This is a genomic window from Streptomyces lacrimifluminis (assembly GCF_014646095.1).
Taxonomy (GTDB): domain Bacteria; phylum Actinomycetota; class Actinomycetes; order Streptomycetales; family Streptomycetaceae; genus Streptomyces; species Streptomyces lacrimifluminis.
Map to the genome: position 1 here is coordinate 1 of NZ_BMMU01000065.1, position 13890 is coordinate 13890.

12 protein-coding genes are annotated in these 13890 nt (G+C 72.5%); 10 read left to right on the plus strand and 2 right to left on the minus strand.

Features of this window, described 5'->3' with window-relative positions; all coding sequences use genetic code 11:
* Positions 1–99 precede the first annotated feature (99 nt).
* Positions 100–1299: a helix-turn-helix domain-containing protein gene (locus IEY89_RS39095; protein ID WP_189152288.1), complete on the minus strand. Its 1200-nt coding sequence runs from the start codon at positions 1297–1299 to the stop codon at positions 100–102.
* Between the two features lie 167 nt (positions 1300–1466).
* On the opposite strand from IEY89_RS39095, the gene IEY89_RS39100 reads away from it, so the two are divergent.
* From IEY89_RS39100 to IEY89_RS39145, 10 genes are all read left to right on the plus strand, one after another.
* Positions 1467–2072 (plus strand): hypothetical protein, encoded by a 606-nt coding sequence (locus tag IEY89_RS39100; protein WP_189152289.1) that lies wholly within the window; start codon positions 1467–1469, stop codon positions 2070–2072.
* A gap of 534 nt (positions 2073–2606) precedes the next feature.
* Positions 2607–2774, plus strand: coding sequence for a hypothetical protein (locus tag IEY89_RS39105; protein WP_159024558.1), 168 nt, complete (start codon positions 2607–2609; stop codon positions 2772–2774).
* Positions 2775–2996: 222 nt separating this feature from the next.
* Complete coding sequence (locus tag IEY89_RS39110; RefSeq protein ID WP_189152290.1) at positions 2997–4583, plus strand: radical SAM/SPASM domain-containing protein; 1587 nt, start codon at positions 2997–2999, stop codon at positions 4581–4583.
* Positions 4584–4676: 93 nt separating this feature from the next.
* Positions 4677–6614, plus strand: a complete 1938-nt coding sequence (locus IEY89_RS39115; protein WP_229695703.1) for a carbamoyltransferase C-terminal domain-containing protein — start codon at positions 4677–4679, stop codon at positions 6612–6614.
* Positions 6615–6738: 124 nt separating this feature from the next.
* Complete coding sequence (locus IEY89_RS39120) at positions 6739–7641, plus strand: phytanoyl-CoA dioxygenase family protein (protein WP_189152291.1); 903 nt, start codon at positions 6739–6741, stop codon at positions 7639–7641.
* Positions 7634–8953: an MFS transporter gene (locus tag IEY89_RS39125; RefSeq protein WP_229695704.1), complete on the plus strand. Its 1320-nt coding sequence runs from the start codon at positions 7634–7636 to the stop codon at positions 8951–8953. Before IEY89_RS39120 ends, IEY89_RS39125 begins: the two co-directional genes overlap by 8 nt.
* Positions 8954–8956: 3 nt before the next feature.
* Complete coding sequence (locus IEY89_RS39130; RefSeq protein WP_189152292.1) at positions 8957–9892, plus strand: NAD(P)/FAD-dependent oxidoreductase; 936 nt, start codon at positions 8957–8959, stop codon at positions 9890–9892.
* A 46-nt stretch (positions 9893–9938) separates the two neighbouring features.
* Positions 9939–10856: an SGNH/GDSL hydrolase family protein gene (locus IEY89_RS39135; protein WP_189152293.1), complete on the plus strand. Its 918-nt coding sequence runs from the start codon at positions 9939–9941 to the stop codon at positions 10854–10856.
* Between the two features lie 234 nt (positions 10857–11090).
* Positions 11091–12974, plus strand: coding sequence for a carbamoyltransferase family protein (locus IEY89_RS39140; RefSeq protein ID WP_189152294.1), 1884 nt, complete (start codon positions 11091–11093; stop codon positions 12972–12974).
* A complete protein-coding gene (locus IEY89_RS39145) occupies positions 12952–13131 on the plus strand; it encodes a hypothetical protein (protein ID WP_189152295.1) in 180 nt (59 codons plus the stop codon). Before IEY89_RS39140 ends, IEY89_RS39145 begins: the two co-directional genes overlap by 23 nt.
* A gap of 42 nt (positions 13132–13173) precedes the next feature.
* Here IEY89_RS39145 and IEY89_RS39150 read toward each other — a convergent pair whose 3' ends face one another.
* Entirely contained in the window at positions 13174–13800 is a 627-nt protein-coding gene (locus IEY89_RS39150; RefSeq protein ID WP_189152296.1) for a class I SAM-dependent methyltransferase, read from the minus strand.
* Positions 13801–13890: the final 90 nt, after the last annotated feature.

Consider the following 13890-nt stretch of genomic DNA (forward strand, 5'->3'; position numbering starts at 1 on the left):
GCAGCCGCTCTCTGCTGCTACAAACGCCTCCTCAAACTGACCATGTAGGACACCGTCTAAGCGCTTGCTCAGCCTATGTCAGTCGAAGTTACTCATCGGTCACCCGGTCTGTCCAGAGTCCGAGTCTGTGATCCAGCGCCCTTCGGCGGAGTCGTGCACGTACGCCGGCCTCCCCCTGGTCCCGCTCGTGCGGAACGGCTTCCCGCCGTCCGTGATCCGCACCGTCCCCGTACGACCCCCGGCGCTCCACTCCAGCTCCAGGTACCAGCGGCAGTCGCAGCCCGCCGTCCGCGCGGAGACCAGCAGCTCCTCGGGGTCGGAGGAGGTGACCTTGTACGGGAAGGAGACGGCCGGGATCTTCCGGACCTTTGCGCCGGAGGCGTCAAGGCCGTCGACGGGCCTCGCGAGCGGGCGCGGCCGGTCGAGGTCCACGGCGAAGTGGCGCGGGGTGACGGCGCCGCCACAGCCGTTGTCCATCCGGTACGCGTTCCACGGCAGCGGCGCGGCGCGGTCGACCACGCGCACGTGCAGGGCATGGAGGACGACGGCGTCGGACGGCGACCGGCCCTGGACCGTGATCCGCACCAGCGCCTCCCCGCCGTGCACGGCACCGTGCGTCCCGGCCCACGCCCCGGAGTCGGCCGCGACCGGCGGCGGGGCGACCGCGCGGGGGGCCCGGTCCACGAGGTAGGTGTGCCCGCAGCCGCCCTCCCAGAGCTGGGAACCGATGCTCCAGGTGAAGGGGAGGGGGGCCGCGGTCCGCCCCGGAGCGGTGGAAGCGGGAGCGGGGGCGGAAGCCGTACGGGTGGGGTGGCCGAGCAGGGCGGCGGCGAGGGCGAGCACGACGAGGGCGACGGCGGCGGCGACGAGGAGGGGAGCGGGGGCGCCACGACGGGGGCGGGCGCGGGGCGCCTCCGGCGCGGTCGGGTCCGGCGCGGTCGGGTCCGGGGCGGGGCCGGGGCCCGGTTCCGGCGCGGACGGTTCCGGGTTCGATTCCGGCGCGGCCGACACGGCCGGCACAGGCGTGGGCGCGGGCGAGGCCGCTCGGCGGCGGGCGCGGTCCGCCTCCGTCCAGGCCGCCTCCAGGGCCCGCCGTTCCTCCTCGTCCGCCCCGCACAGCAGGGCGAGGCGGACGACCACGGCGAACTCCTCCGGGACGGTCGCGCCCGAGCAGTAGCGGTGGAGGGTGGACGCGCTGACGCTCAGCCGCCGGCCCAGCGCCTCGTAACTCCTCCCGTCCCGCGCCTTCAGCGCGCGCACGAGCCCCGCGAACTCCTCGACGGCGGCGTCCTTCGGCATTCCATCCCCCTCGACCCTGCGTCCCATCCTTCACGTCCTTGCACGTCAGCGGGGGTGGAATGGTTCCGGGACGGCTGGTGGGCGCGTGATCGTTGCAGCCGGCGGGCGCCGGCCCCACGCTGGTTGAGCACTGACCGAATGAACGACCCGACGGGGGATCCACCACCATGAACAAGCTCCGCACCGCACTCGCCACCGCAGCCGCTGCCGCACTGGGCCTCGCGGCCCTCGCCACAGCCCCGGCGCAGGCCGCTGCCCAGCCCGCCTTCCTCGCCGCGTCCCAGATGCCGCCGTCGTCGACGCCGTGGACCGCCACCCAGGTCTTCACCGGCGTCCCGGAGAACGGCGGCGTCCTCTGCGCCCCGTACAAGATCCCGGCGCAGAACACCCGCTACCGCGAGTTCAGCACCGAGCTCGACACCAACGGCGTCCAGGTCACCACCGTCGCCCGTACCGAGGCCGACGCCGTGAAGCTGGTCGACACCCTCCGCGGGGCCCTCGCCGGCTGCGGCCCCCGGCTGGAGCAGCAGAACCCGGGCCTGCAGGCCGTCAGCGCCTCCCACGGCAAGCTCGCCGTCGAGGAGGGCGCCTGGGTCTACAGCCTGGACACCGCCGACCCGCAGATCGGCATCTCCGACATCCACCTGTTCTCCGTCGGCCGCGACGGCCGCACCGTCACCCTCGTCCGCTGGGGCCAGATGGGCGACCTCGAGGACGCCCCGCTGACCGCCTTCCGCACCACGACGAAGACCGCCGTCAACAAGCTCCACTGACCCGGGGGCTCCCCCGAGGGCTGACCACAGCTCGACAGCGGCGCGGCCGGAACCCGGGCGCGCCGCTGTCGTGCCCGCCTGCTCCGCCGGCGGCGACCACTTCCTGGCCTTCACCAGCATCGCCTGCACCCTGATCTGCTGCCGCAGACTAGCCAAATGAGATGGCTTCTGACGGCCTGTCGGAACAACCGGGCCGTGGGAACAGCCGCAGGGCCGCGCGGCGCCGCCCCGCCCGGGTCTTGCCAAGGTCATCCGGCCGCGGTCCCGCTTCTGGCCGGAATTCGTATCGCCCCTGAGTCATACGGGAGGCGTCCGAAAAGATCAACCGGCCGGCCTGCCGGAATTCCGATCAAGAAAAGATACCGGGCAAACGCCAGGCCGGCCCGGCCACCACCGGACAGCGGAAGATCCATTCCGCGCGATAAGCCATTCGCCAGCCCGTTGATTCGAGCATGTCCTGATCAAGACTTATCGCCCCTATTCTCTTCTGCTTCACTAGAACGCGTTGTGTCCCGCACCTATCGAGGAGGCCACATGGCCGAAGTCAGGAAGGTCATCCGACCTGCGGTCACCGCGTCGTCGCGGCCCTGCGCGTTCGTCTCACCGGACAAGGGCAACGCGCCGACCATCACGCCCGTCCGCAAGCAGGCGGAGGCCGACACCGCCCCTGCCGAGCAGCGGAAAGAGTCCGCCTCCGCCTAGGCGCAGAGGCTGATCGAGGCTCGTCCGCCAGGACGGGCCCCGGGCCGCCGCGCGGACCGAACCCCAGGACGGGGTCGGTCCGCGTCCCAGGGGGCCGCACGCCCGAAATCCCCTCCGCCAACGCCGTGCCGCGCGCCCGCCGCACTCCGCAGCCGGGCGGTGGAAGACGGTCGCGCCACGCACCGTTCCGAAAGCCGTGAGACGCAGGGAGAAGTCTTCAGCATGCAGAATTCGGTGTACCAGTCCTCGCGTTATGTCCGCACCCTGCGTACCGCGGGCGACCGGGATTTCACGTCTTTCGGAGGACACCTCAATTCTTTTGAGGACGACGAGCGAACCATGGCCTTTCATTCGCTGTATGGAAATGCGCGGCTCATCGACAAGGACGTGATCGAACTCCTGAGGGACGCCTCGCAGGGCCTCAGCGTGGACCGGCTGCGGGAGCGGATCGACGACGATTCGCTGCGGGACCTCGTGGAGGCGCGGTTCCTCGTCGAGGCGGGGCACGACGAGGCCGAGGAGATCGACGGCCTGCTGGAGAACCGCCAGGACGTGCTGGGCACCGGGGTGTTCCACTCCTCCATCCAGCTCGTGCTCACCAACGCCTGCAACTTCTCCTGCCAAGGCTGCTTCGCGTACAACTTCGACGGCGGTGTGGAGGAGCGGAACACGTCCGGCGAGTCCGTGAAGCCCGGCCCTGTGCTCGTGGAGCTGCGCCGCTCCCGCGAGGACGGTTCGGGTCCGGCCCGCCAGGACTCGGGGCCCACGCTGGCGAGCGGCGACTGGAACCACGGCTCGGACACCGGCCGCAACCCGTCGATGCACATGTCGCGCGAGGTGGCCGAGAAGACGATCAAGGAGGCCATCGCGCTGCGCAAGGCCAACGGCGGCGGCCATCTGACCGTGTCCTTCTTCGGCGGCGAGCCCACGCTGGCCCGGGGGACGATCCTGCACGTGTTGCGCACGTTCGGCGACAGCCACAATGGGGTCACCCTGTCCTACGACCTGACAAGCAACGGCTCCCGCATCGATGACGAGCTACTGGCGGCACTCGCCGAGCACCGGGTCGACACCACGGTCTCCATCGACTACCTGGTGCCGGAGACCGGGGAGTTCCGCGGCGGACAGCAGCAGCGCACCCCGTGGCCGGTGGTCCGCAAGGCGATCCTCGACATGAAGGCCGCAGGCGTCCCGGTCAGCATCACCACGGTCCTCTCCCAGTACACCTGGGAGAAGTGGGGCAACCCGCTGATCGACTTCGTCGCCGAGGCGGGTCTGGACTCCCTGGATGTCATCGTCTCCTTCCAGGCCAGGGAGTTCTTCCAGCAGCACAGCCCGCACGACGTGGCGCAGCGACTACTGGCCGCGGTCGACTACGGGCGCGAGCGCGGGGTACAGCTCAGCGGCTACTGGTACCAGACCTTCCAGATGATCATCGACGAGGCCAAGTGGGCTGAGCAGGCCGACTACAAGACGTGTCCGGCGGTCGGCCGGCAGCTGTCCATTGAACCCAACGGCAGTGTCTTCGCCTGCAAGGCCACCGCCCGCGTGCTGGGCACCATCGACGACTGGCAGGGCATCTTCGCCTCCCCCGCCTACCAGGACTACGGCATGCGCGCCTACACCAACGGGCCGGGCTGCCAAGGCTGCGAGCTGCAGGGCACCTGCTCGGGCGGTTCGGCAGGCGCGTTGGAGGAGGAGAACGGCTCGATCCAGGTGATGTCGTCGGGCTACTGCGCCTACATGCGCGAGGTGGTGCAGGGCCTCCTGGAGCGGCACCACGTGGAGAGCCTCGCCGCGCTGTCGTGAGCGGGCCCCGGAGATGTCCCCGGCGTCCCGCCCACGGCGGGCCTCCGGTCCACGGGTCCCCCGCAGCCGGCTGAGGAAAAGGTGACTGGTTCCATGGCAACGATCGGAATGCACTTCGGCCACGACGCGGGCGCCGCCCTGACCGACGCGGACGGCTACCTCGTCATCGAGGCGGAACGCCGGCTGCGGCTGCGCCACGTGTGTGGGGGTAACGGCGGCTTCCCGCAGGCAGCGGCCGGTTGGCTGGCGGAGCTGCGGGAGCGGGCGGCGAGCCCGGTGACCCGGGTCGCGGTGGCCGACTGGTACACCCCGGTGTGCCAGGTCCTGCCGCCGGCGCTTGTCGAGCTGGTCAACGAGGACGCGCGCTGGACGGCCACGGGCGGGATCGGGCTCGCCGACGCGGTGACCCGGGTGATCAAGCCGGTGGACTGGCCGCTCGCCGAAGGGCTCGGCGACATCACGCTCGTCGCCGTACGCCACCACTACGCACACGCCGCGCTCGCGTACTACAGCTCCGGTGCCCGCAAAGCCCTCGTGCTGGCCCTCGACGGGACCGGCAACTACGCCGAGTGCGGCATGGTCTGCCTCGGCGACGGCGACCAACTCACGCCGGTGATGTCGTTCACCAACCGCGGCGGCCCGCGCTTCGGCCTGGTCTACGAGGCGCTGGCCCGGCGGGTGCACGGCAGCCAGTTCGACACCGGCAAGCTGCTCGGCCTGGCCGCGACCGGCGAGAGCGACGGCTCCCTGCTGCCGGTGCTGCGCGCCATGCTGGTCCCGCAGTCCGCCCGGCGCGCCTCGCCCGACCTGTACGAGCAGTTGGACGAGGACCGGCTGAACGGGTCGGCGCTGCGCTACGCCGACACCTGGTGGGAGTACGACCCGGTCAGTGGCGGCTATCTGGACGTGGGCCTGGCCGACTCCTCGGACGACGACGTGGTGCACAGCTTCGGGTCCGTGTTCCCCGACGAGATTCGCACCCCGGGTGGCCGTACGACCGTGGTGGGGACCTCGCCCGAGGAGCGGGTCTGCAGGGATCTCGCCGCCACGCTGCAGTCCGCCGTGGAGCGGGACCTCACCCGGCTGGCGACCGGCCTCAGCCAGCGCTTCCCGAGTTACTCCACGCTCTGCTACGCGGGCGGTTGCGCACTCAACATCACCGCCAACAGTCGCCTCGCCGAGTCCGGGCAGTTCACCCGGGTGTCCATCCCGACCTGCTGCGACGACTCGGGCATCGCGCTGGGCGCGGCCCTGGCCGTCGCGGAGCCGTTCGACCGTCCAGCCCTGGCGGGCCGCTCGGGGTGGGCGCGGCTGGCTTACGCCGGGCCGCCGTTGGAGGGGCTGGACGAGCCGCCGCCGCGGGGGCCGTCGCCGACCCGCCGGTCCGAGGCCGCGTCCGAGGGCGGAGCGGGTGCGGACCCGGTCGCGGGCACGGGCCTGGCCGCGCGGCTGGGCGGCCGCGGGCTGTCCGCGCGCGGACTCGCCGACGACGACGAGCTGGTGCGGGCGGTCGCGGACCTGCTGGCCGAGCGGCGCTGCCTGGCCTGGCTGGACGGCGGCATGGAGACGGGGCCGAGGGCGCTCGGACACCGCTCGCTGCTGGTGTCGGCGCACTGGAACGGCGCCCGCCGGCACGTGTCCCAGACCATCAAGGGGCGCGAATGGTTCAGGCCGGTCGCGCCGATCTGCCCGGAGGAGGTCGCGGACCGCTACTTCACCGGCCCCCTGGACCACACCGAAAGCATGCTCTTCGCGGTGCGGGTGCGGCCCGAGGAGTCCCACCTGCTCGCCGAGGCGCGGCACATCGACGGCACGGCCCGCCTGCAGACCGTACGGCCGGACACCCACCCCCTGCTGCACCGGCTGTGCCACGCGGTCGGCGACCGCACCGGGCTGCCCGTCCTCATCAACACCAGTGCCAACGGAGGCGGCATGCCCATCCTCAACCACCTCGACCAGGCCCTGGAACTGCTGGCGGATACGGAACTGGATGCCGTGGTGCTGCCCGGGCGCCGCCTGATCGTCGAGTGATCCGCGCCCGCCGCCGGCGGCTCCCCCGCCCGTCCCTGCGGGCGGCGATCGGCCGAAAACGGCGGTGCCGGTCCGGTCCCGCCCACCCGATCCCGTACAGGCTTCGTTCCCCTGGAGAGTGCACGTGCCCGCCACTCAACTGCGCGACATCCGCAAGACACAGCCGCTGCGTGTCCTGACACCCGCCGACTGGGCCCAGTGGACCGAGCAAGGTTATGTGATCGTCCGTCAGGCGGTGGCGCCCGAGACGGTCGCCGCGCTCACGGACGGGCTGCGCTCCTTCCTCGACATGCGCCCCGACGACCCCTCGACCTGGACGTCGCCGCACACCGGCAACGACCGGCTGCCCGGCCACAGCGGACTGGTCGAGATGTACAACCACCAGGCCCAGTGGGACGTGCGCCAGACACCGCGTGTGTACGAGGCGTTCGCCGACATCTGGGACCTGGACGAGCTGTGGGTGACCATCGACTTCGCGAACGTCAACCCGCCCAACCGGGGCGAGCGGGCCTTCGGCGGGTTCGTCCACTGGGATGTGGACACCGCCACCGACCCGCTGCCGGTGAGCTGTCAGGCGGTGCTCTCGCTCACGGCGGGCGACGAGGACATCGGCGGCTTCCAGTGCGTGCCGGAGATCTTCGCCGAGTGGGAGAAGTGGGTGAGCCGGCAGCCCGCCGACCGGGACCCGTTCACGCCGGACATCACCGGCTACTCGATCACCACCCCGGAGGTGGCGCCCGGCGACCTGATCATCTTCAACAGCCTGCTGCCGCACGGCGTGCACCCGAACGTCTCCGAGCGGCGGGTGCGCATGGCGCAGTACCTGACCATGGCGCCCGCCTGGGAGGAGAACGCCGAACTGCGCGAGGCCCGGGTGCGGTTCTGGCGGGACCGCGTCCCGCCGCACCCGCCGGAGGGCGGGGTACGCAAGGAGGAGTCGGAGCTGTACGGGTCGGCGCGGCTGACGGAGCTGGGCGAGCGGCTGCTGGGACGGCGCGGGTGGCAGGAAGGGAGCGTCGTTGGCTAGCGACGCGTCACCGGGGACCCGCATGGCGGGACGGGCGGGCCTGGGCCGTCCGTTCCGCTGGCTGTTGGCCTCGGCAGCGGCCTCCAACGCCGGCGACGGCATCACGCGGACGCTGCTGCCGCTGCTGGTCGTCGCGCATCACCCCGATCCGGCGGCGGTCGCGGGCCTGACCGCCGTGAACATGTTGCCGTGGCTGCTCTTCGCGCTCCCGGCGGGCGTCCTGGTGGACAGGGCGGACCGGCGACGTATCGTGCTCGGCAGCAACGCGGTCCGGGCGGCGGCGCTGGCCGGAGCGGCCTTCGTGCTCGCGCAGGACCGGCCGCTGGGCCTGTTGTACGCGCTGGCGTTCGTGCTGGGCATCGCCGAGACACTCGCCGACACCGCCGCCCCCGCGATGCTGCCGCGCCTGGTGGACGAGCGGCACCTGGAGCGAGCCAACGGGCGTCTGTCGGCGGCGCAGATCGTGCTCAACGAAACGGCCGGACCGCCCGTGGCGGGTCTCCTCGCGGGGCTGACGGCCGCGGCGGCACTGGCCACGGGCGGGGCACTGTACGCGCTGGCCGCGCTGCTCCTGCTGGGCCTCGCCCCGCTCGCCCGGACCGGGCCCGTACCGGAGCCGGGCGGGGCACGCTCCGCAGGGGGCGGCGGCGGGCGAGGCCGTGTGCTCAAGGACATCCGGGAGGGCGTCGGCTTCGTCCTGCGCCACCGCACCCTGCGGCTCACGCTGGCCGCGAGCACCCTGTACGGATTGGTCTTCTCGGCGACCTTCTCGATGCTGGTCCTGCTCAGCGACCGCACTCTGGGGCTGAGCGGCACCGGGTACGGACTGCTGCTGGCCGCCGGGTCGCTGGGCGCCGTCGGGGGCAGCTGGCTGGCGCCCCGGGCCGCGGACCGGCTGCCCACCGTACGGCTGGCCTTCTGGTCCCTGGTGGCGTCCGGGGTCGCGTACGTCCTGCTGGGAACGGCGACCGGCCCCGTGCTCGCCGGGCTGGCGCTGGCCGCGAACGGCGTCTTCATGATGGGCTGGAACATCCCGGTGATGTCGCTGCGCCAGCGGCTGACGCCGGAGAACCTCCAGGGCCGGGTGATGAGCGTGTCCCGGCTGTGCGCCTGGGGCACCATGCCGCTCGGCGCGCTCCTCGGCGGGCTGCTCGCCGAAGTCCTGTCCGTTCCGGCGGTGTTCGTCATCTGCGGCACCGTCCTGGCCGCGGGCGCCCTGCTGCTGCTCGCCCTCCTGCGCGACTCCCCGGCCGTGCCCGGGGACGCGCATACGCGTCCCGATCCGCACACAGACCTTTTCGACAAGGGGTGACCATTGGACACGCAGCTCTACGACACGGTGATCGTCGGGGGCGGCCCGGCCGGCCTGAACGGGGCTCTGTACCTGGGCCGTTCGCGCCGCCGGGTGCTGCTGATCGACTCCGGCGACGCGCGCAACATGGCGGCTGGGGTCATGCACAACGTGCTCACCAACGACGGCGCGACCATCGCCGACTTCCGGGCCCGCTCCCGCGCCCAGCTCTCCGAGTACGACGTGTCGTTCCGCGACGACGAGGTGGTGTCCGCGGCGGGCGAGGGTGACCACGTGGTGGTCGCCACCAAGGAGTCGGGCACCTTCCGCGCCCGCACCCTGCTGTACGCGGCGGGCGTGCGCTCCCTCCTGCCGCCGGTGCCCGGGATCGCGGACCTGTGGGGGAAGACCGTGTTCGAGTGCCCGTACTGCCACGGCTGGGAAGTCCGCGAGCGGACCATCGCCGTGTACGGCGGTGCGGTACCCAGCGAGTGCCTGGCATCGATCCTCACGGCGTGGTCCGACGACATCACCTACCTCTCCGACCGGCGGGAACTGCCCGTGGACGAGCGGGACCGGCTCAGCGCGGCCGGGGTGCCGGTCCGCGCGGAAAAGGTGGCGGGGCTGAAGCCGCACCCGAAGGGCGTGCGGGTCGAGTTCGAGGACGGAGGCGGCGCGAGCTACGGCGCGCTGTTCCTCCACCTCGACATGGAGCCCCGGGTGGATCCCTTGCGCCCCTGGGTCGACGCACCGGACCTGGAGTCGGTGCAGACCGACGACCGGGGCCGTACCAGCGTCCCCCGCCTGTATGTGGCCGGCGACCTGGGACGCAACATGCACCAGGCGGCGATGGCCGCGTCCAGCGGCGGACTGGCGGCCATGGCCGTCAACACCGACCTGATCCGCGAGGACCGGCCCGGCTCCCTGCCCGCGCCGCCGCCCCCCGCCCCGGCGCCCTGACAGCAGCCCGCCCTCCACCGCGCACACCGACGGGAGCACCGCAGCGATGACGTCACCCCGCGCCGAGTACACGCCGCACATGGAGCACTACACCTTCATCCTGGAGGACCAGCCTTATCTGGGGTACTTCCAGTACGGCGGTGAGAAGACGCCCGTCCATACCACCGACCGGCACGGTTTCCGGATCACGCCCGGCCCCGGCGGGCAGCGGGCCACGGTGGGCGACGACCGGCCCGAAGGAGCCGCGCGGGTGCTGGCGGGCAGTTCCGCCGTGTTCGGCGTCGGGGCCACGGGGGACGCCGCCACCATTGGCGCGCGTCTGTGGAACGCGCACGCGCCCCGGCTGCCGTGGCTGAACTTCGCCGGCCAGAGCCACAACTCGGCGCAGGAACTGCTGCTGTTCACCCTGTTCCAGCACGAACTGCCGCCCGTCGAGGACATCGTGCTGCTGTCGGGGGTGAACAACCTGGTGCTCAGCCGGTTGCCCGAGGAGAAGCAGGGTCGCCACGGCGCGTTCTTCGACTGCGGTCCCGCCCCGGACGTCGTGCCCCCGCCGGACCGGCGGGTCACGCACGCGACGGACCTGACCCTGCGCCACCTGCGCGGCTGGAAGCTGCTCGCGGACGGGCTCGGGGCGCGGCTGACGTTCGTCCTGCAGCCGCTCGCACCGTGGGTGCGCGAGGAGCCGCTGCCGCGCGAGACGCTCCTCTTCGAGGAACTGGACGAGGTGTCCAACTTCCGCCGGTTCCACAACGACATCTCCACGATGGCGGTCGGCCGCTCCTATGCGGAGCGACTCGCCGTCGGATGCGCCGCGCTGGACGTGCCGTTCCTGGACATGAACGTGGCACTAGGCGAGGCCGCAGCGCCGGAGGACTGGCTGTTCATCGACCGGGTGCACTGCACGGACCTGGGCTACGACCTGGTGGCCCGGCAGCTGGCGGACCGTCTGGACCTGGCGTGAGAGGGCCCGGCGACGGCGAGGAGCGCGGGACGGGTCAGGCACCGGCGGCCCGCCGCCTCGCGTCCTGGCTGCGTGCCCGGAGCCGCATCGGGCGGCCCGCCGACGCTCCGGACGCGGTCGAGTCCCCGGCCGCGCCTGCGGCGGACCGGACAGCCGAACCGGCCCCGCCCCCGCCACCGTCCCGATTGCGCCCTCAACCACAGGACGACGCGTCCGTGTACCCGTTGTTCTGACATGGGGACGCGGACCGGCGGAGGGCGGACCGGCGGCGCGGGCCGGGACGGTCCGGTACTGGGAATCTCCGCTTACTACCACGACAGTGCGGCGGCCCTGGTGTCCGAGGGTGTTCCGGTGGCCGCTGCCCAGGAGGAGCGGTTCAGCAGGCGCCGCCACGACGCCGGTTTCCCGGCCCAGGCCGTCGCCTACTGCCTGCGGGAGGCGGGTCTGCGACTGGACGAGCTGGCGGCCGTGGCGTTCTACGAGGACCCGGCGCTGAAGTTCCGCCGGGTGATGGCCACGTGGCTGGCGACGGCGCCGCACGGCTTCCCCGTCTTCCGCCGGGCCTTCCCGCAGTGGGCCGGCTGGAAGCGGCACGCCCTGGACGACGTGCGCGCACGGCTGCGCGTGCTGTCCGGCGGGCGGCCACTGCCGCCGGTGGTGGCGCACCGGCACCACGGCTCGCACGCCGCATCCGCGTTTCTGCCCAGCCCGTACCCGTCGGCGGCGGTGCTGTGCGTCGACGGCGTCGGCGAGTGGGCGACGACGACTCTGTGGCACGGCCGGGGCACCGAGCTGGTCCCACTCGCCGAACTGCGCTTCCCGCACTCGCTGGGCATGCTGTACTCGGCGTTCACCCACTTCTGCGGCTTCAAGGTCGACTCGGGCGAGTACAAGCTGATGGGCCTCGCCCCGTACGGCACGCCGCGCTGGGCGCCCCTCATCCGGGAGCGGCTGATCAACGTCAAGACGGACGGCTCGTTCCGCCTCGACCTGCGCCACTTCGCCTTCCAGTACGGCCAGACCATGACCGGCCGGTCCTTCGAGGAGCTGTTCGGCGGGCCGCGACGCACCCCCGAAGGACCCCTCACGGAGCGGGAGTTCGATCTCGCCGCCTCGGTCCAGGCGGTGACCGAGGAGGTGGTACTGCGGCTGGCCCGCACGGTGCTGGAGCGCACGGGCGAGCGGCGGCTGTGCCTGGCCGGCGGTGTCGCGCTGAACTGCGTGGCCAACGGACGGCTCGTGGACGAGAGCGTCTGCGACGAGCTGTGGGTGCAGCCGGCCGCCGGGGACGCCGGCGGTGCGCTGGGCTCTGCCCTGGCGGAGTCGCACGGCCGGGGTGCGCCGCGTACGCATGTGCGGCGCGGCACGGACGCGATGGCGGGAGCACTGCTCGGGCCCGGGTACAGCGCCGGGGAGGTCGCAGAGTTCCTGGACCGGGGCGGCTATCCCGCCGTATGCCTGCCGGAGCCGGAGCTGGTCGAGCGAGTGGCCGCCGAGCTGGCGGAAGGGAAGGTCGTGGGCTGGTTCCAGGGGCGCATGGAGTTCGGTCCGCGCGCGCTGGGCAACCGGTCGATCCTGGCCGATCCACGCGATCCCGGTACGCAGTCCACGCTCAACCTGAAGACCAAGTTCCGGGAGTCCTTCCGGCCCTTCGCCCCGGCAGTGCTCGCCGAGGACGCCAAGGACTGGTTCGACCTCGCTGGGGAGAGCCCGTACATGCTGCTGACCGCGCGGGTCGCGGCGGCACAGCGCCGGACGTGCGGACCGGAGGCGGAGGGGCTGACCGGCTTGGACCTTCTGCGGGTGCCGCGCTCGACGATCCCGGCGGTGACGCACGTGGACGGGTCGGCCCGGGTGCAGACCGTCACCGCCGAGCGCAACGCCCGCTTCCATGCGCTGCTGACCGCGTTCCGGGACCGGACGGGCTGCCCGGTGCTGGTGAACACCTCCTTCAACGTGCGCGGCGAACCGATCGTCCGCGACCCCGGGGAGGCGTACGCCTGCTTCATGCGCACCCGGATCGACTTGCTGGTGCTGGGCGACTTCCTGCTGGACAAGCGGGACCAGCCCGCATGGCGGGAGGAGGGGGACTGGCGTGCCGCGATCCCGATGGACTGAGCGCCTGGGCGGACTGGGCCTGGCCGCACTGTACTTCGGCGTGCTGACTCCGTTCGGGTGGTGCGTCCGCGCGGTGCGGGACCCACTGCGCCGCTCCTGGGACGCGGACCGGGCCAGCTACCTGGAGGCGCCGGACCGGAGCCGGGCAGCGCCGTAGGCTGGGCTCCGACGACCGGTACCCGGGACGAGCGCGCGGGGTTCAACGGCCGCCGGGCATGACGGCCGAGGTCACCACCACGGGGCGGGTGCCGAGGACGTGGATGTGGGAGACGGCGTCGGTGAAGCCGCTCGCGGTGGCCCAGGCGTCTGCCTCCTCGGCGCTGCCCGGGAGCGGGACGTCCGCCGCGAGGAGCGCGGAGAAGCGTTCGGACGGCCGGAAGTGGGTGGCCAGCGGGAGCGTGAACCCCACCCGTCCGCCGGGGCACAGCGCGCGCCGCCAGTCGGCCACGGCCCGGCCGCCCAGGAAGTGCAGCGAGGAGGCGCAGAGGACGACGTCGAGGCAGTGGTCGGCGACCGGCAGCGGCACGGCGTCCGCGAGGCGCCAGTCGATCGCCGCGCTCCGCACCGTGGACGCGGCACGCGCCCGGCCTGCCCCGATCATGCCGGGCGACACGTCGACGGCGAGGACGGGCGGCGCGGCGGCGGGGCGACTCCGCGCGAGTTGCAGGGCCACGGCGCCCGCTCCGCAGGCCACGTCGGCGACGGTGTCCATCGGGCCAGGACTGACCATGGCCAGCAGGGCCCGCGCGACCTCCTCGTGGTGCTCGTGGTCGTAGTTGGGGGCGAGATCGTCGAAGACCCCGGCCAGGGTTGCGTTCTGCGTCACCGGGCGATCCTAAGAGAGCATCTGATCAATGAGGGTTTTCAGCGGTGCCGCTCCAGGGTGAGGACGGCCTTGGCGATTGACGTCATGCGG